The organism is Staphylococcus sp. SA22 (genome assembly GCF_054165785.1).
The window spans coordinates 1-18,684 of the sequence record NZ_JBSZQY010000005.1 but is presented as its reverse complement, the minus strand read 5'-3'; the positions used below and the strand labels follow the sequence as shown (position 1 = coordinate 18,684).

The 18,684-nt window shown below is 33.0% G+C and carries 16 protein-coding genes and 1 pseudogene; 16 read left to right on the top strand and 1 reads right to left on the bottom strand.

The features are described from left to right. Positions 1-8 precede the first annotated feature (8 nt). From rsmH to ACXQH5_RS05865, 16 genes are all read left to right on the top strand, one after another. Positions 9-944, top strand: coding sequence for a 16S rRNA (cytosine(1402)-N(4))-methyltransferase RsmH (gene rsmH, locus ACXQH5_RS05940; RefSeq protein WP_000468384.1), 936 nt, complete (start codon positions 9-11; stop codon positions 942-944). Positions 945-957: 13 nt separating this feature from the next. Continuing rightward, complete coding sequence (gene ftsL / locus ACXQH5_RS05935; RefSeq protein WP_000257598.1) at positions 958-1,359, top strand: cell division protein FtsL; 402 nt, start codon at positions 958-960, stop codon at positions 1,357-1,359. Continuing rightward, positions 1,340-3,574: a penicillin-binding protein gene (locus tag ACXQH5_RS05930; protein ID WP_001118658.1), complete on the top strand. Its 2,235-nt coding sequence runs from the start codon at positions 1,340-1,342 to the stop codon at positions 3,572-3,574. Before ftsL ends, ACXQH5_RS05930 begins: the two co-directional genes overlap by 20 nt. 291 nt (positions 3,575-3,865) lie before the next feature. Next, positions 3,866-4,831 (top strand): phospho-N-acetylmuramoyl-pentapeptide-transferase, encoded by a 966-nt coding sequence (gene mraY / locus ACXQH5_RS05925; protein WP_000578462.1) that lies wholly within the window; start codon positions 3,866-3,868, stop codon positions 4,829-4,831. A gap of 1 nt (position 4,832) precedes the next feature. Next, positions 4,833-6,182 carry a UDP-N-acetylmuramoyl-L-alanine--D-glutamate ligase gene (gene murD / locus ACXQH5_RS05920; protein WP_000935991.1) on the top strand — a complete coding sequence of 450 codons (1,350 nt, stop codon included), beginning with the start codon at positions 4,833-4,835 and terminating at the stop codon, positions 6,180-6,182. 15 nt (positions 6,183-6,197) lie between these two features. Next, complete coding sequence (locus ACXQH5_RS05915; RefSeq protein WP_000342180.1) at positions 6,198-7,517, top strand: cell division protein FtsQ/DivIB; 1,320 nt, start codon at positions 6,198-6,200, stop codon at positions 7,515-7,517. 104 nt (positions 7,518-7,621) lie between these two features. Next, positions 7,622-9,028 (top strand): cell division protein FtsA, encoded by a 1,407-nt coding sequence (gene ftsA / locus ACXQH5_RS05910; RefSeq protein WP_000391032.1) that lies wholly within the window; start codon positions 7,622-7,624, stop codon positions 9,026-9,028. Between the two features lie 32 nt (positions 9,029-9,060). Continuing rightward, positions 9,061-10,233, top strand: a complete 1,173-nt coding sequence (ftsZ, locus tag ACXQH5_RS05905) for a cell division protein FtsZ (protein WP_000888997.1) — start codon at positions 9,061-9,063, stop codon at positions 10,231-10,233. A gap of 258 nt (positions 10,234-10,491) precedes the next feature. Further along, on the top strand, positions 10,492-11,283 hold the full coding sequence (gene pgeF / locus ACXQH5_RS05900) for a peptidoglycan editing factor PgeF (RefSeq protein ID WP_000999351.1): 792 nt from the start codon (positions 10,492-10,494) through the stop codon (positions 11,281-11,283). Between the two features lie 23 nt (positions 11,284-11,306). Then, a complete protein-coding gene (locus ACXQH5_RS05895; protein ID WP_001548498.1) occupies positions 11,307-11,975 on the top strand; it encodes a YggS family pyridoxal phosphate-dependent enzyme in 669 nt (222 codons plus the stop codon). Beyond that, positions 11,972-12,535, top strand: coding sequence for a cell division protein SepF (locus tag ACXQH5_RS05890; RefSeq protein ID WP_000018608.1), 564 nt, complete (start codon positions 11,972-11,974; stop codon positions 12,533-12,535). Before ACXQH5_RS05895 ends, ACXQH5_RS05890 begins: the two co-directional genes overlap by 4 nt. An 11-nt stretch (positions 12,536-12,546) precedes the next feature. Beyond that, positions 12,547-12,837 (top strand): YggT family protein, encoded by a 291-nt coding sequence (locus tag ACXQH5_RS05885; protein WP_000354111.1) that lies wholly within the window; start codon positions 12,547-12,549, stop codon positions 12,835-12,837. Positions 12,838-12,919: 82 nt separating this feature from the next. Beyond that, a complete protein-coding gene (locus ACXQH5_RS05880; protein WP_000232496.1) occupies positions 12,920-13,726 on the top strand; it encodes a YlmH family RNA-binding protein in 807 nt (268 codons plus the stop codon). A 23-nt stretch (positions 13,727-13,749) separates the two neighbouring features. After that, positions 13,750-14,367: a DivIVA domain-containing protein gene (locus ACXQH5_RS05875; RefSeq protein WP_001117062.1), complete on the top strand. Its 618-nt coding sequence runs from the start codon at positions 13,750-13,752 to the stop codon at positions 14,365-14,367. A 220-nt stretch (positions 14,368-14,587) separates the two neighbouring features. Then, entirely contained in the window at positions 14,588-17,341 is a 2,754-nt protein-coding gene (gene ileS / locus ACXQH5_RS05870) for an isoleucine--tRNA ligase (protein ID WP_000384697.1), read from the top strand. A gap of 289 nt (positions 17,342-17,630) precedes the next feature. After that, positions 17,631-18,428 carry a VOC family protein gene (locus ACXQH5_RS05865; RefSeq protein ID WP_000274850.1) on the top strand — a complete coding sequence of 266 codons (798 nt, stop codon included), beginning with the start codon at positions 17,631-17,633 and terminating at the stop codon, positions 18,426-18,428. Positions 18,429-18,488: 60 nt separating this feature from the next. On the opposite strand, the pseudogene ACXQH5_RS05860 reads toward ACXQH5_RS05865, so the two are convergent. Beyond that, positions 18,489-18,684 (bottom strand): annotated as a pseudogene (locus ACXQH5_RS05860) (IS5/IS1182 family transposase); the annotation flags it as partial.

The window sequence follows — 18,684 nt, the reverse complement described above, 5'->3', positions numbered from 1 at the left end:
GAATTGAAGTGTTTCATCATATCAGCGTTATGTTAAACGAAACCATTGATTATTTAAATGTAAAAGAAAATGGTGTGTACATTGACTGTACGCTAGGTGGAGCGGGACATGCCCTTTATTTACTAAATCAATTAAATGACGACGGAAGATTAATAGCGATCGATCAAGACCAAACTGCAATTGATAATGCTAAAGAGGTATTAAAGGATCATTTGCATAAGGTGACTTTTGTTCATAGCAACTTCCGTGAATTAACTCAAATATTAAAAGACTTAAACATTGAAAAAGTAGATGGAATTTATTACGACTTGGGTGTTTCAAGCCCACAACTCGACATTCCAGAACGAGGATTCAGTTATCACCATGACGCAACATTAGACATGCGTATGGACCAAACACAAGAACTAACAGCATATGAAATTGTTAACAATTGGTCATATGAAGCGTTAGTGAAGATTTTTTATCGCTATGGCGAGGAGAAATTTTCAAAACAGATAGCTCGAAGAATCGAAGCACATCGCGAACAACAACCAATAACAACAACATTAGAATTAGTTGACATTATAAAAGAAGGTATTCCTGCAAAAGCAAGAAGAAAAGGCGGACATCCTGCAAAACGAGTATTTCAAGCACTACGAATTGCAGTGAACGATGAATTGTCAGCTTTTGAAGATTCAATAGAACAAGCGATTGAATTAGTGAAAGTAGACGGCAGGATTTCGGTAATCACTTTCCATTCTTTAGAAGATCGTTTATGTAAACAGGTGTTCCAAGAATATGAAAAAGGTCCAGAGGTACCAAGAGGATTACCAGTTATACCAGAAGCATATACACCTAAGTTAAAGCGTGTTAATCGTAAACCGATTACCGCTACAGAAGAAGATTTAGATGACAATAACAGAGCACGAAGCGCGAAATTACGTGTAGCTGAAATACTTAAATAAGGAGCAATTAATAATGGCTGTAGAAAAAGTGTACCAACCATATGACGAACAAGTTTATAATAGTATACCGAAGCAACAACCACAAACTAAGCCCGAAAAGAAGACTGTTTCGAGAAAAGTGGTTGTACAATTAACTAAATTTGAAAAAGTTTTATACATAACTTTGATTACTGTAATTGCTATGTTAAGTATTTATATGCTATCTTTAAAAATGGATGCGTATGATACGCGAGGAAAGATTGCAGATTTAGATTATAAAATAGATAAACAATCAAGTGAAAACAGTGCTTTACAATCTGAAATCAAAAAGAATTCTTCTTATGAACGCATATACGAAAAGGCTAAGAAACAGGGGATGAGCCTTGAGAACGATAATGTAAAGGTAGTGCGTAGTAATGGCGAAGCAAAAAATTAAAATTAAAAAAAATAAAATAGGGGCAGTCCTACTTGTTGGTTTATTCGGACTGCTCTTTTTTATATTGGTTTTAAGAATTTCATATATCATGATTACTGGACATTCTAATGGTCAAGATTTAGTCATGAAGGCAAATGAAAAGTATTTAGTTAAGAATGCACAACAACCAGAACGAGGAAAGATATATGATCGTAATGGTAAAGTGCTAGCAGAAGATGTAGAAAGATATAAACTTGTTGCAGTAATAGATAAAAAGGCGAGTGCCAATTCTAAAAAACCTAGGCATGTAGTTGATAAAAAAGAGACTGCAAAGAAATTATCTACAGTCATTGATATGAAGCCAGAGGAAATTGAAAAGAGACTTAGTCAAAAGAAAGCCTTCCAAATTGAATTTGGACGCAAAGGAACAAATTTAACGTATCAGGACAAATTGAAAATAGAGAAAATGAATTTGCCTGGTATTTCTTTATTGCCTGAAACAGAACGCTTTTATCCAAATGGCAATTTTGCATCACACTTAATTGGTAGAGCTCAGAAAAATCCGGATACTGGTGAACTTAAAGGTGCGCTTGGAGTTGAAAAGATTTTTGATAGTTATTTAAGTGGATCTAAAGGATCATTGAGATATATTCATGATATTTGGGGATATATTGCACCAAATACTAAAAAAGAGAAGCAGCCTAAACGTGGTGATGATGTCCATTTAACAATCGATTCAAATATTCAAGTATTTGTTGAAGAAGCTTTAGATGGCATGGTTGAAAGATACCAGCCGAAAGATTTATTTGCGGTTGTCATGGATGCCAAAACTGGAGAAATTTTAGCATACAGTCAGCGACCAACATTTAATCCTGAAACTGGTAAAGACTTTGGTAAAAAGTGGGCAAATGACCTATATCAAAACACATACGAGCCTGGATCAACATTTAAATCATATGGGTTAGCAGCTGCTATTCAAGAAGGTGTTTTTGATCCTGATAAGAAATATAAATCTGGACATAGAGATATTATGGGTTCACGTATTTCAGACTGGAATAGAGTCGGTTGGGGTGAAATCCCAATGTCACTCGGATTTACTTATTCATCTAATACATTGATGATGCATTTACAAGATTTAGTTGGTGCAGACAAAATGAAATCTTGGTATGAACGATTTGGATTTGGAAAATCAACTAAAGGTATGTTTGATGGAGAAGCACCTGGTCAAATTGGATGGAGTAATGAGTTGCAACAAAAAACGTCATCATTTGGTCAATCGACAACTGTAACACCTGTTCAAATGTTACAAGCGCAATCAGCGTTCTTTAATGATGGTAATATGTTAAAACCATGGTTTGTGAATAGCGTTGAAAATCCTGTTAGTAAAAGACAATTTTATAAAGGTCAAAAACAAATCGCAGGCAAACCAATAACAAAAGATACTGCTGAAAAAGTTGAAAAGCAATTGGATTTAGTTGTGAATAGTAAGAAGAGTCACGCTGCAAACTATCGTATTGATGGTTATGATGTCGAAGGTAAGACTGGTACAGCACAAGTCGCTGCACCTAATGGTAGTGGATACGTAAAAGGTCCAAACCCATATTTTGTAAGTTTTATGGGTGACGCGCCGAAGAAAAATCCTAAAGTTATTGTATACGCTGGTATGAGCTTGGCACAAAAAAATGACCAAGAAGCTTATGAATTAGGTGTTAGTAAAGCGTTTAAACCAATAATGGAAAATACTTTGAAATATTTAAATGTAGGTAAATCAAAAGATGACACATCTAATGCAGAGTATAGTAAAGTGCCAGATGTTGAAGGTCAAGACAAACAAAAAGCTATTGATAATGTGAGTGCAAAATCATTAGAACCAGTTACTATCGGTTCTGGCACACAAATAAAAGCACAATCTATAAAAGCAGGGAATAAAGTCTTACCTCACAGTAAAGTACTGTTATTAACAGATGGAGACTTAACTATGCCTGACATGTCAGGATGGACGAAAGAAGATGTCATTGCTTTTGAAAACCTAACAAATATTAAAGTGAATTTAAAAGGTAGCGGTTTTGTGTCCCACCAATCAATAAGTAAGGGACAAAAACTTACTGAAAAAGATAAAATAGACGTAGAATTTTCATCAGAGAATGTAGACAGCAATTCGACGAATAATTCTGATTCAAATTCAGATGATAAGAAGAAATCTGACAGTAAAACTGACAAGGATAAGTCGGACTAACAAGAATGGCTACATTAAATAAGGATGTATTGTCACTATTTGTTTTTACTAAAGTAATGCTGTGATAGAAAACAACATCTTCATTTAATCTTTATAAATAAGTGTCGATAGAGAATTTTAAGGTAGACGAGGTCAGATTAACTTGTTTGTTATAGGCAAACTTTTTATACTGGCCTCTTATGCCGTAAAAAAGAAGAATTATAAATTTTGATTACAACTTTGTTTATTTAATTGAAAAATTGATAATATATTAGTGGTTAAAAAAGTCTGGATTAAGAAGAGGAGATAGTTATGATTTTTGTATATGCGTTATTAGCGCTAGTGATTACATTTGTTTTGGTACCTGTTTTAATACCTACATTAAAAAGGATGAAATTTGGTCAAAGTATTCGAGAAGAAGGCCCACAAAGCCATATGAAGAAGACTGGTACACCAACGATGGGTGGACTAACATTTCTATTAAGTATTGTGATAACGTCTTTGGTGGCTATTATATTTGTAGATCAAGCTAATCCAATCATACTGTTATTATTTGTGACGATTGGTTTTGGGTTAATTGGTTTTATAGATGATTATATTATTGTTGTTAAAAAGAATAACCAAGGTTTAACAAGTAAACAGAAGTTTTTGGCGCAAATTGGTATTGCGATTGTTTTCTTTGTTTTAAGTAATGTATTTCATTTGGTGAATTTTTCTACGAGCATACATATTCCATTTACGAATGTAGCAATCCCACTATCATTTGCATATGTTATTTTCATTGTTTTTTGGCAAGTAGGTTTTTCTAATGCGGTAAATTTAACAGATGGTTTAGATGGATTAGCAACTGGACTGTCAATTATCGGATTTACAATGTATGCCATCATGAGCTTTGTGTTAGGAGAAACGGCGATTGGTATTTTCTGTATCATTATGTTGTTTGCACTTTTAGGATTTTTACCATATAACATTAACCCTGCTAAAGTGTTTATGGGAGATACAGGTAGCTTAGCTTTAGGTGGTATATTTGCTACGATTTCAATTATGCTTAATCAGGAATTATCATTAATTTTTATAGGTTTAGTATTCGTAATTGAAACATTATCTGTTATGTTACAAGTCGCTAGCTTTAAATTGACTGGAAAGCGTATATTTAAAATGAGTCCGATTCATCATCATTTTGAATTGATAGGATGGAGCGAATGGAAAGTAGTTACAGTATTTTGGGCTGTTGGTCTGATTTCAGGTTTAATCGGTTTATGGATTGGAGTGCATTAAGATGCTTAATTACACAGGGTTAGAAAATAAAAATGTATTAGTTGTCGGTTTGGCAAAAAGTGGTTATGAAGCAGCTAAATTATTAAGTAAATTAGGTGCGAATGTGACTGTCAATGATGGGAAAGACTTATCGCAAGATGCTCATGCAAAAGATTTAGAATCTATGGGCATTTCTGTTGTAAGTGGAAGTCATCCATTAACATTACTTGATAATAATCCAATAATTGTTAAAAATCCTGGAATACCTTATACAGTATCTATTATTGATGAAGCAGTGAAACGAGGTTTGAAAATCTTAACAGAAGTTGAGTTAAGTTATCTAATCTCTGAAGCACCAATCATAGCTGTAACGGGTACAAATGGTAAAACGACAGTTACTTCTCTAATTGGAGATATGTTTAAAAAAAGTCGCTTAACTGGAAGATTATCCGGCAATATTGGTTATGTTGCATCTAAAGTAGCACAAGAAGTAAAACCTACAGATTATTTAGTTACAGAGTTGTCGTCATTCCAGTTACTTGGAATCGAAAAGTATAAACCACATATTGCTATAATTACTAACATTTATTCAGCGCATCTAGATTACCATGAAAATTTAGAAAACTATCAAAATGCTAAAAAGCAAATATATAAAAATCAAACGGAAGAAGATTATTTGATTTGTAATTATCATCAAAGACAAGTGATAGAGTCGGAAGAATTAAAAGCTAAGACATTGTATTTCTCAACTCAACAAGAAGTTGATGGTATTTATATTAAAGATGGTTTTATCGTTTATAAAGGTGTTCGTATTATTAACACTGAAGATCTAGTATTGCCTGGTGAACATAATTTAGAAAATATATTAGCAGCTGTGCTTGCTTGTATTTTAGCTGGTGTACCTATTAAAGCAATTATTGATAGTTTAACTACATTTTCAGGAATAGAGCATAGATTGCAATATGTTGGTACTAATAGAACTAATAAATATTACAATGATTCCAAAGCAACAAACACGCTAGCAACACAGTTTGCCTTAAATTCATTTAATCAACCAATCATTTGGTTATGTGGTGGTTTGGATCGAGGGAATGAATTTGACGAACTCATTCCTTATATGGAAAATGTTCGCGCGATGGTTGTATTCGGACAAACGAAAGCTAAGTTTGCTAAACTAGGTAATAGTCAAGGGAAATCGGTCATTGAAGCGAACAATGTCGAAGACGCTGTTGATAAAGTACAAGATATTATAGAACCAAATGATGTTGTATTATTGTCACCTGCTTGTGCAAGTTGGGATCAATATAGTACTTTTGAAGAGCGTGGAGAGAAATTTATTGAAAGATTCCGTGCCCATTTACCATCTTATTAAAGGGTGTGAGTATTGATGGATGATAAAACGAAGAACGATCAACAAGAATCAAATGAAGATAAAGATGAATTAGAATTATTTACGAGGAATACATCTAAGAAAAGACGGCAAAGAAAAAGATCAAAGGCTACACATTTTTCTAATCAAAATAAAGATGATACATCTCAACAAGCTGATTTTGATGAAGAAATTTACTTGATAAATAAAGACTTCAAAAAAGAAGAAAGCAATGATGAAAATAATGATTCTGCTTCTAGTCATGCGAATAATAATAATATCGATGATTCTACAGACTCTAATAATGAAAATGAGGATTATAGATATAATCAAGAAATTGACGACCATAATGAATCGAATGGAATTGCAGTCGACAACGAACAACCTCAATCAGCTCCTAATGAACAAAATAGCGACTTGAATGATGAGGAAACAGTAACGAAAAAAGAACGAAAAAGCAAAGTAACACAATTAAAACCATTAACACTTGAAGAAAAGCGGAAGTTAAGACGTAAGCGACAAAAGCGAATCCAATACAGTGTTATTACAATATTGGTATTGTTGATTGCTGTTATATTAATTTACATGTTTTCACCACTTAGTAAAATTGCGCATGTAAATATAAATGGAAATAATCACGTTAGTACTTCAAAGATAAACAAAGTTTTAGGTGTTAAAAATGATTCAAGGATGTATACGTTTAGTAAAAAAAATGCTATTAATGATCTCGAAGAGGATCCATTAATCAAAAGTGTTGAGATACACAAGCAATTACCAAACACATTAAACGTAGATATCACAGAAAATGAAATTATTGCTTTAGTGAAATATAAAGGTAAATATTTACCTTTATTAGAAAATGGTAAATTGCTTAAAGGTTCAAATGATGTCAAAATTAATGATGCACCTGTCATGGATGGTTTCAAAGGTACAAAAGAAGATGATATGATTAAGGCGTTATCTGAAATGACACCTGAAGTTAGACGATATATTGCCGAAGTGACATACGCCCCAAGTAAAAACAAACAAAGCAGAATTGAATTGTTTACGACGGATGGACTTCAAGTAATCGGTGATATTTCGACGATATCTAAGAAAATGAAATATTATCCGCAGATGTCACAATCATTATCAAGAGATAGTTCGGGTAAACTAAAAACACGAGGCTATATTGATTTATCAGTCGGTGCTTCATTTATCCCATACCGTGGAAACACGTCTACTCAATCAGAAAGCGATAAAAATGTGACTAAATCATCTCAAGAGGAAAATCAAGCAAAAGAAGAATTACAAAGCGTTTTAAACAAAATTAACAAACAATCAAGTAAGAATAATTAAAAAATTTTGATATTGTCTATGTTTATAGTTCACAAGCCATTCAACGTATTGTAAACTAAAGATAGTGTATTTTTTAATAGTAATTTGTCAGGAGGTGCCTATCTATGGAAGAACATTACTACGTAAGTATTGATATTGGATCATCAAGCGTAAAAACAATAGTAGGCGAGAAATTTCACAATGGTATAAATGTGATAGGTACAGGACAAACCTACACGAGCGGTATAAAAAATGGTTTAATTGATGATTTTGATATTGCGCGTCAAGCAATCAAAGACACAATTAAAAAGGCATCAATCGCTTCGGGTGTTGATATTAAAGAAGTTTTCCTGAAATTACCTATCATTGGAACGGAAGTTTATGATGAATCAAATGAAATCGACTTTTATGAGGATACAGAAATCAACGGTTCACATATCGAAAAAGTATTAGAAGGTATTAGAGAAAAAAATGATGTGCAAGAAACAGAAGTAATTAATGTGTTCCCGATTCGTTTTATAGTCGATAAAGAAAATGAGGTTTCAGACCCTAAAGAATTAATTGCCAGACATTCATTAAAGGTTGAAGCAGGCGTAATTGCTATTCAAAAATCGATTTTAATTAATATGATTAAATGCGTTGAAGCATGTGGTGTTGATGTATTAGATGTTTATTCTGATGCATATAACTACGGTTCAATCCTAACAGCTACTGAAAAAGAGTTAGGTGCATGTGTCATTGATATTGGTGAAGACGTTACGCAAGTTGCTTTTTATGAACGCGGTGAATTAGTAGATGCTGATTCTATCGAAATGGCAGGGCGTGATATTACAGACGATATTGCACAAGGGTTAAACACTTCTTATGAAACTGCTGAAAAAGTTAAACACCAATACGGTCATGCATTCTATGATTCTGCTTCAGATCAAGATATCTTCACTGTTGAACAGGTTGATAGTGATGAAACAGTACAGTATACTCAAAAAGATTTGAGTGACTTTATTGAAGCGCGTGTAGAAGAAATATTCTTCGAAGTATTTGATGTTTTACAAGATTTAGGATTAACAAAAGTAAATGGTGGGTTTATTGTAACTGGTGGATCTGCAAACTTACTTGGCGTAAAAGAATTATTATCAGATATGGTAAGTGAAAAAGTTAGAATTCACACGCCATCACAAATGGGAATTAGAAAACCTGAATTTTCTTCAGCAATTTCTACAATTTCTAGTAGTATCGCTTTTGATGAGTTATTAGATTATGTTACAATTAATTATCATGATAATGAAGAAACTGAAGAAGATGTTATTGATGTGAAAGACAAAGATAACGAATCTAAATTAGGCGGATTTGATTGGTTTAAACGTAAAACAAACAAAAAAGATACTCATGAAAATGAAGTAGAGTCTACAGATGAAGAAATTTATCAATCAGAAGATAATCATCAGGAACATAAACAGAATCATGAACATGTTCAAGACAAAGATAAAGAAGAAAGTAAATTCAAAAAACTAATGAAATCTCTATTTGAATGATTATTGGCCAATAAAACTAGGAGGAAATTTAAATGTTAGAATTTGAACAAGGATTTAATCATTTAGCGACTTTAAAGGTCATTGGTGTAGGTGGTGGCGGTAACAACGCCGTAAACCGAATGATTGACCATGGAATGAATAATGTTGAATTTATCGCTATCAACACAGACGGTCAAGCTTTAAACTTATCTAAAGCTGAATCTAAAATCCAAATCGGTGAAAAATTAACACGTGGTTTAGGAGCAGGAGCTAATCCTGAAATCGGTAAAAAAGCTGCAGAGGAATCTCGTGAGCAAATTGAAGATGCAATCCAAGGTGCAGACATGGTATTTGTTACTTCTGGTATGGGTGGCGGAACTGGTACTGGTGCAGCACCAGTCGTTGCTAAAATTGCAAAAGAAATGGGCGCATTAACTGTTGGTGTTGTAACTCGTCCATTTAGTTTTGAAGGACGTAAACGTCAAACTCAAGCTGCTGCTGGAGTAGAAGCTATGAAAGCTGCAGTAGATACATTAATCGTTATACCAAATGACCGTTTATTAGATATCGTTGACAAATCTACGCCAATGATGGAAGCATTTAAAGAAGCTGACAACGTGTTACGCCAAGGTGTACAAGGTATCTCAGACTTAATCGCTGTTTCTGGTGAAGTAAACTTAGACTTTGCAGACGTTAAGACAATTATGTCTAACCAAGGTTCTGCATTAATGGGTATTGGTGTTTCTTCTGGTGAAAATAGAGCGGTAGAAGCTGCTAAAAAAGCAATCTCTTCTCCATTACTTGAAACATCTATCGTTGGTGCACAAGGTGTGCTTATGAATATTACTGGTGGCGAGTCATTGTCATTATTTGAAGCACAAGAGGCTGCTGATATTGTCCAAGATGCTGCAGATGAAGACGTTAATATGATTTTCGGTACAGTTATTAATCCTGAATTACAAGATGAGATTGTTGTAACAGTTATTGCAACTGGTTTTGATGACAAACCAACATCACATGGTCGTAAATCTGGTAGCACTGGATTCGGAACAAGCGTAAATACTTCTAGCAATGCAACTTCTAAAGATGAATCATTCACTTCAAATTCATCAAATGCACAAGCAACTGATAGTGTAAGTGAAAGAACACATACAACTAAAGAAGATGATATTCCTAGCTTCATTAGAAATAGAGAAGAAAGACGTTCAAGAAGAACAAGACGTTAATCGGTTAATATATATACACAAATAATTCAACACAAATCATCAGATAACATATCTGATGATTTTTTTACTAATTTTAGAACATGTAGAAGGACATTTAAGTTTTTCGAAGTCATTAAAAGTGTTTAAGTATCGTGTCAAAATTAAGTCAAAAATTATTTGCGCAACATTTTAACTTTAAACATAAATGTTATATTATATAATTATTAACTTTGTACAGTTAGACGAAGATAATTTAAATGAAATGATGGTGACGATCGAGTGAATGATAATTTTAAAAAGCAACCGCATCATTTAATATATGAAGAATTATTACAACAAGGTATTACTCTAGGTATTACAACTAGAGGCGATGGTTTAAGTGACTATCCTAAAAATTCTTTTAATATGGCGAGATATATTGATGATCGCCCATATAATATTACTCAACATCAATTGCAATTAGCTGAAGAAATTGCGTTTGATAGAAAAAATTGGGTGTTTCCCATCCAAACACATGAAAATAAAGTCGCTTGTATAACAAAGGATGATATAGGCACAAATATAGACACTTTAACTGATGCGCTTCATGGTATTGATGCGATGTACACATATGATAGTAATGTCTTATTAACGATGTGTTATGCAGACTGTGTACCAGTATATTTTTATAGTACAAAACATCATTTTATTGCATTGGCGCATGCAGGGTGGCGTGGTACCTATACTGAAATTGTAAAAGAAGTGCTAAAACATGTGAACTTTGATTTGAAAGACTTACATGTTGTTATTGGACCATCTACATCACCAAGTTATGAAATTAATGATGATATTAAAAATAAATTTGAAACATTGCCAATTGATAGTGCAAACTATATTGAAACTAGAGGACGAGATCGTCATGGTATTGATTTGAAAAAAGCCAATGCTGCATTATTAAATAATTATGGTGTTCCTAAAGAAAATATTTATACGACAGCGTATGCTACATCTGAACATTTAGAATTATTTTTCTCTTATCGATTAGAAAAAGGTCAAACAGGACGCATGTTAGCATTCATTGGTCAACAGTAAACAAGGAGGAGATATGCTTGCGTGTGAAAGATAATTTACAACAAATCTCAACACAAATTAATGACAAAAGTGAAAAAAATAATTTTTCAACAAAACCAAACGTGATTGCAGTTACAAAATATGTTACAATAGAGCGAGCTAAAGAAGCGTATGAGGCTGGAATAAGACATTTTGGTGAGAATAGATTGGAAGGCTTTTTTCAAAAGAAAGAAGCATTACCATCAGATGCGGTGATCCATTTTATAGGATCATTACAATCTCGAAAAGTTAAGGACGTTATAAACGACGTAGATTATTTCCATGCTTTAGATCGATTGAGCTTAGCCAAAGAAATTAACAAACGTGCAGAACATAAAATTAAATGTTTCTTGCAAGTGAACGTTTCGGGAGAAGCTTCTAAACATGGTATTGCTTTAGAAGATGTTGATCAGTTTATAGATGATCTTAAAAAATATGACAAAATCGAAATTGTAGGTTTAATGACGATGGCACCATTGACAGATGATGAAGCATATATTAGATCGTTATTTAAACAGTTACGTTTGAAAAAAGAAGAAATACAACGACTCAATTTAGAATATGCGCCTTGTGATGAATTATCAATGGGAATGAGTAATGACTATCTTATTGCAGTTGAAGAAGGTGCAACGTTTGTTAGAATTGGGACTAAACTTGTAGGAGAAGAGGAGTGAGCCACTTGGCTTTAAAAGATTTATTTAGTGGATTTTTTGTAATAGATGATGAAGAGGAAGTAGAAGTACCTGACAAACAACAGCAGGTAAATGAAGCGCCAGCAAAAGAGCAGTCACAACAAACAACAAAACAAAACGCAATCAAATCAGTCCCTCAAAAATCTGCATCAAGATATACAACAACGTCAGAAGAAAGGAATAACCGTATGTCTAATTATTCAAAAAATAATTCACGTAATGTTGTAACTATGAACAATGCTACACCAAACAATGCATCACAAGAAAGTTCAAAAATGTGTTTATTCGAACCACGTGTTTTTTCAGATACACAAGATATTGCTGATGAGCTTAAAAACCGCCGAGCGACACTTGTCAATTTACAACGTATTGATAAAGTATCAGCGAAAAGAATTATTGATTTTTTAAGCGGTACTGTTTATGCAATCGGTGGAGATATCCAACGTGTAGGTACTGATATTTTCTTATGTACGCCTGATAATGTGGAAGTAGCTGGAAGCATTACAGACCATATTGAAAATATGGAACATTCATTCGACTAAGGAGTTAACATATGGATATAAATGTGCTAGCTACAATATTTAAATTTATCCTTTTTGTTGTTGAAATTTATTATTTCGGCATGATTATATATTTCTTTACATCTTGGGTACCAAGTATTAGAGAAACTAAGGTAGGTTATTTTTTAGCGAAAATATATGAACCTTTCTTACAACCATTTAGAAAGATAATTCCACCTATTGGAATTATCGACATATCATCAATCGCTGCAATTATCGTTTTAGTATTATTCCAAAGAGGGTTACTCCAAATCTTTAATTGGATTTTAATTCAATTACAATAAATTAAGCGACATAACGAGGCAAGGGTACATGATACTTTAGCCTCGTTTTTGATATGTATTTTTCTGAATATAAGGGCAATAGATGGTATTTTATAATTTTTTTAAGGTAGGGATTAACATAGATATTTATCAACACTTTAGACAGGAAGAATACGAATTAATTGATCAGCTAACGGATAAATGTGATCAAGCGGAACAGCATTATGCACCAGTATTAACGCATTTTTTAGATCCAAGAGGGCAATATATATTGGAAGTGATTTGTGGCAGTTATGAAGATTTAATCGTATCTTTTTATGGCGGGCTAAATGCTGAAAGAAAAAGAGCAATCATTTCGCCGAACTATTATGAACCTAAAGAAAGTGACTTTGATTTAACTTTAATGGAAATAGATTATCCTGAAAAATTCGTCACTTTAAAACATCAACATATTTTAGGGACATTAATGTCTTTAGGTATCGAACGCGAACAAGTTGGAGATATAATTGTGAATGAACGAATTCAATTTGTTTTGACAAGTAGATTGGAATCATTTATTATGTTAGAATTACAACGTATTAAAGGCGCATCAGTTAAACTTTATACTATTCCAGTAACAGATATGATACAATCTAATGAGAATTGGAAAATTGAAAGTGCAACAGTTAGTTCTTTAAGGTTAGATGTTGTTATTAAAGAAATGATACGTAAATCACGTACGATTGCGAAACAACTAATCGAAAAAAAACGTGTTAAAGTGAATCACACTATTGTTGATTCAGCAGATTTTCAATTACAAGCAAATGATTTAATATCCATCCAAGGTTTTGGTAGAGCACACATTACTGACTTAGGTGGTAAAACTAAAAAAGATAAAACGCACATTACCTATAGAACATTATTCAAATAGTAATGATTTAAGGAGGATAACAAATGCCTTTTACACCAAATGAAATTAAGAATAAAGAGTTTTCACGTGTAAAGAATGGTTTAGAACCTACTGAAGTTGCTAATTTTTTGGAGCAACTAAGCACTGAAATTGAACGTCTTAAAGAAGATAAAAAACAACTTGAAAAAGTAATCGAAGAGAGAGATACTAATATTAAGTCTTATCAAGACGTGCATCAATCTGTAAGTGATGCTTTGATACAAGCTCAAAAAGCTGGTGAAGCAACTAAGCAAGCTGCAGAGAAACAAGCTGAAGCGATTATAGCTAAGGCAGAAGCGCAAGCTAATCAAATGGTTGGTGATGCGGTAGAAAAAGCACGCCGTTTAGCATTCCAAACTGAAGATATGAAACGTCAATCAAAAGTATTTAGATCGCGTTTCCGTATGTTAGTTGAAGCGCAATTAGACTTATTAAAAAACGAAGATTGGGATTACTTGTTGAATTATGATTTAGACGCTGAACAAGTGACACTTGAAAATATTCATCATTTACATGAAAATGATTTAAAGCCAGATGAAGTTGCAGCAAATGCACAAAATAATGCATCAAATACATCAGACAATAATCAACAATCCAATGATTCAGAAACAACTAAGAAGTAAGAATTAAATAAAGACAGACGCGTAATATACATTTAACTTTTCACAGCGAATTAGGTAATGGTGAGAGCCTAGTAAAAGCATGTATGTTATATCACTGGCTTTTTAATATTTAAATAATGTAATGAGAGAACTCTAAGTTGAGTTAATAAGGGTGGTACCGCGAGAAATCGTCCCTTTTAATTTAACTTAGAGTTTTTTAAATTTTTAAGGAGTGAAAAAAATGGATTACAAAGAAACGTTATTAATGCCTAAAACAGATTTCCCAATGCGAGGTGGTTTACCAAACAAGGAACCGCAAATTCAAGAAAAATGGGATGCAGAAGATCAATACCATAAAGCGTTAGAAAAAAATAAAGGTAACGAAACATTCATTTTACATGATGGCCCACCATACGCGAATGGTAACTTACATATGGGACATGCCTTGAACAAAATTTTAAAAGACTTTATTGTACGTTATAAAACTATGCAAGGGTTCTATGCACCATACGTACCAGGTTGGGATACACATGGTTTACCAATTGAACAAGCATTAACGAAAAAAGGTGTTGACCGTAAGAAAATGTCAACAGCTGAATTCCGTGAGAAATGTAAAGAATTTGCTTTAGAACAAATTGAATTACAGAAAAAAGATTTTAGACGTTTAGGTGTGCGTGGTGACTTTAATGATCCATATATTACATTAAAACCTGAATACGAAGCTGCACAAATTCGTATTTTTGGAGAAATGGCAGATAAAGGTTTAATTTATAAAGGTAAAAAGCCAGTTTATTGGTCTCCTTCAAGTGAGTCTTCATTAGCAGAAGCAGAAATTGAATATCACGATAAACGTTCAGCATCAATTTACGTTGCATTTGACGTTAAAGATGACAAAGGTGTCGTTGATGCAGATGCTAAATTTATTATCTGGACAACAACGCCATGGACAATTCCATCAAATGTTGCGATTACCGTTCATCCTGAATTAAAATATGGTCAATACAATGTAAATGGCGAAAAATATATTATTGCAGAAGCCTTATCTGACGCTGTAGCAGAAGCACTGGATTGGGATAAAGCATCAATCAAATTAGAAAAAGAATACACAGGTAAAGAATTGGAGTATGTTGTAGCACAACATCCATTCTTAGATAGAGAATCGTTAGTGATTAATGGTGATCATGTTACTACAGATGCTGGTACAGGTTGTGTACATACAGCACCAGGTCACGGGGAAGATGACTATATTGTTGGTCAAAAATATGAATTACCAGTAATTAGTCCAATCGATGATAAAGGTGTATTTACTGAAGAAGGCGGCCAATTTGAAGGAATGTTCTATGATAAAGCTAATAAAGCCGTTACTGATTTATTAACAGAAAAAGGTGCACTATTAAAATTAGACTTTATTACACATAGCTATCCACACGACTGGAGAACAAAAAAACCTGTAATCTTCCGTGCTACACCACAATGGTTTGCTTCAATCAGTAAAGTAAGACAAGATATTTTAGATGCAATCGAAAATACAAACTTCAAAGTAAATTGGGGTAAAACACGTATTTACAATATGGTTCGTGACCGTGGCGAATGGGTTATTTCTCGTCAACGTGTTTGGGGTGTACCGTTACCAGTATTTTATGCTGAAAATGGCGAAATTATCATGACGAAAGAAACAGTGAATCATGTTGCTGATTTATTTGCAGAATACGGTTCAAATATTTGGTTTGAAAGAGAAGCGAAAGACTTACTACCAGAAGGATTTACACATCCAGGCAGCCCTAACGGTACATTTACTAAAGAAACAGACATTATGGACGTTTGGTTTGATTCTGGTTCATCACACCGTGGCGTGTTAGAAACAAGACCGGAATTAAGTTTCCCAGCAGATATGTATTTAGAAGGTAGTGACCAATATCGTGGTTGGTTCAACTCTTCTATTACAACTTCAGTTGCTACAAGAGGAGTGTCACCTTATAAATTCTTACTTTCTCATGGTTTTGTTATGGACGGTGAAGGTAAGAAAATGAGTAAATCTTTAGGTAATGTGATTGTACCTGACCAAGTGGTTAAACAAAAAGGTGCTGATATTGCGAGACTTTGGGTAAGTAGTACGGACTATTTAGCTGATGTTAGAATTTCTGATGAAATTTTAAAACAAACATCTGATGTTTATCGTAAAATCAGAAATACATTAAGATTTATGTTAGGTAATATTAATGATTTCAATCCTGATACAGATAGCATTCCTGAATCAGAGTTATTAGAAGTTGATCGTTACTTGCTAAATCGTTTACGTGAATTTACTGCAAGTACGATTAACAACTATGAAAACTTTGACTACTTAAATATTTATCAAGAAGTTCAAAACTTTATCAATGTTGAGTTGAGTAATTTCTATTTGGATTATGGTAAAGATATTTTATATATTGAACAACGTGATTCTCATATCCGTCGTAGTATGCAAACAGTGTTATATCAAATTTTAGTTGATATGACGAAGTTGTTAGCACCAATCTTAGTGCATACAGCTGAAGAAGTTTGGTCTCATACACCACATGTTAAAGAAGAAAGTGTTCACTTAGCAGACATGCCTAAAGTTGTAGAAGTAGATCAAGCTTTATTGGATAAATGGCGTACATTTATGAATTTACGTGATGATGTGAATCGTGCATTAGAAACTGCTCGTAATGAAAAAGTTATTGGTAAATCATTAGAAGCTAAAGTTACGATTGCTAGTAACGATAAATTTAATGCATCTGAATTCTTAACTTCATTTGATGCATTACATCAATTATTTATCGTGTCACAAGTTAAAGTTGTAGATAAGTTAGATGATCAGGCAACAGCTTATGAACATGGTGATATTGTCATCGAACATGCAGATGGTGAAAAATGTGAAAGATGTTGGAACTATTCAGAGGATCTTGGTGCTGTTGATGAATTGACGCATCTATGTCCACGTTGCCAACAAGTTGTAAAATCACTTGTATAATTGAAATTGTATAAAGTACTCATACAGATGATATAAATTAAAGCTCTCTTCATAATCATGTTGTAGTTTTTGTTGACATGATGAAGAGAGTTTTTTTGCGAATAAAAAATGACCGAGTTACTGGTTATATGTGTAAAAAAATGTGTGATTTACTAAAATAAAAATTATTCAGGAATGGTACAAATTCTCTGAAGCTTATAAATGCGTTATAGTTGCTATTCTCAATTATGTTCGCGATAATTTTAAGTAAAAGTAAGCACAGATATTGAATTTGATAGGAGTTAATTGAATGTATCATAACAGTAACGCAAACTTTGTAAATGGTATCACTTTAAATGTAAGAGATAAGAATGAATTAAAGCCATTTTATGAGGACGTATTAGGATTAAATATTATAAATGAGACATTAACATCGATACAATATGAAGTAGGTCAAAATAATCATGTCATTACACTTGTTGAATTACAAAATGGACGTGAACCTTTAATGTCAGAAGCGGGACTGTTTCATATCGCAATTAAACTACCTCAAATTAGTGATTTAGCTAATTTACTAATTCATTTAAGCGAATATGATATTCCAGTTAACGGAGGTATACAGCCTGCTTCGTTATCATTATTTTTTGAAGACCCGGAAGGAAACGGTTTTAAATTTTATGTTGATAAAGACGAAGCGCAATGGACGAGGCAAAATGATTTAGTAAAAATTGATATTAGACCATTAAATGTACCGAGATTAGTGAGTCATGCAACAAAATTGTTATGGTTAGGTATTCCAGATGACGCTATTATAGGTGCGTTGCATATTAAGACAATTCATTTATCAGAGGTAAAAGACTACTACCTCGATTATTTTGGATTAGAGCAATCAGCATATATGGATGATTATTCAATATTTTTAGCATCGAATGGCTATTATCAACATTTGGCCATGAATGATTGGGTATCAGCAACGAAACGTGTAGAAAATTTTGATACGTATGGATTAGCAATTGTTGACTTTCATTATCCTGAAACAACACATTTAAATTTACAAGGTCCGGATGGTATCTATTATCGCTTTAATCATATCGAAGTTGAAGATTAGTATATACTTTGAATGGACGAACCATATAATGAATCGTTTTTAATGATCTTTTTATACAAGTTATGAAGGAGCTTGAGACATTAAGTTCTTAGGCAATGTAAAAAGCTGATTTCTATTAATTATTTGATAGAAATCAGCTTTTTTGATATGTATTTTATAATGTACAGCTCGTTGAGCTGCTATTTTCCTTATATTAAGTGCCATTAATACAAAACCTAGCTCTCGTTTAACTTTATTTATTCCTCGAACTGACATT

What these genes read in the sequence shown, in the direction of transcription:
- ftsL (WP_000257598.1), top strand. Translation starts at nt 958, where the DNA reads ATGGCTGTAGAAAAAGTGTACCAACCATATGACGAACAAGTTTATAAT.
- ACXQH5_RS05930 (WP_001118658.1), top strand. Translation starts at nt 1,340, where the DNA reads ATGGCGAAGCAAAAAATTAAAATTAAAAAAAATAAAATAGGGGCAGTC.
- mraY (WP_000578462.1), top strand. Translation starts at nt 3,866, where the DNA reads ATGATTTTTGTATATGCGTTATTAGCGCTAGTGATTACATTTGTTTTG.
- murD (WP_000935991.1), top strand. Translation starts at nt 4,833, where the DNA reads ATGCTTAATTACACAGGGTTAGAAAATAAAAATGTATTAGTTGTCGGT.
- ACXQH5_RS05915 (WP_000342180.1), top strand. Translation starts at nt 6,198, where the DNA reads ATGGATGATAAAACGAAGAACGATCAACAAGAATCAAATGAAGATAAA.
- ftsA (WP_000391032.1), top strand. Translation starts at nt 7,622, where the DNA reads ATGGAAGAACATTACTACGTAAGTATTGATATTGGATCATCAAGCGTA.
- ftsZ (WP_000888997.1), top strand. Translation starts at nt 9,061, where the DNA reads ATGTTAGAATTTGAACAAGGATTTAATCATTTAGCGACTTTAAAGGTC.
- ACXQH5_RS05885 (WP_000354111.1), top strand. Translation starts at nt 12,547, where the DNA reads ATGGATATAAATGTGCTAGCTACAATATTTAAATTTATCCTTTTTGTT.
- ACXQH5_RS05880 (WP_000232496.1), top strand. Translation starts at nt 12,920, where the DNA reads ATGGTATTTTATAATTTTTTTAAGGTAGGGATTAACATAGATATTTAT.
- ACXQH5_RS05875 (WP_001117062.1), top strand. Translation starts at nt 13,750, where the DNA reads ATGCCTTTTACACCAAATGAAATTAAGAATAAAGAGTTTTCACGTGTA.
- ileS (WP_000384697.1), top strand. Translation starts at nt 14,588, where the DNA reads ATGGATTACAAAGAAACGTTATTAATGCCTAAAACAGATTTCCCAATG.
- ACXQH5_RS05865 (WP_000274850.1), top strand. Translation starts at nt 17,631, where the DNA reads ATGTATCATAACAGTAACGCAAACTTTGTAAATGGTATCACTTTAAAT.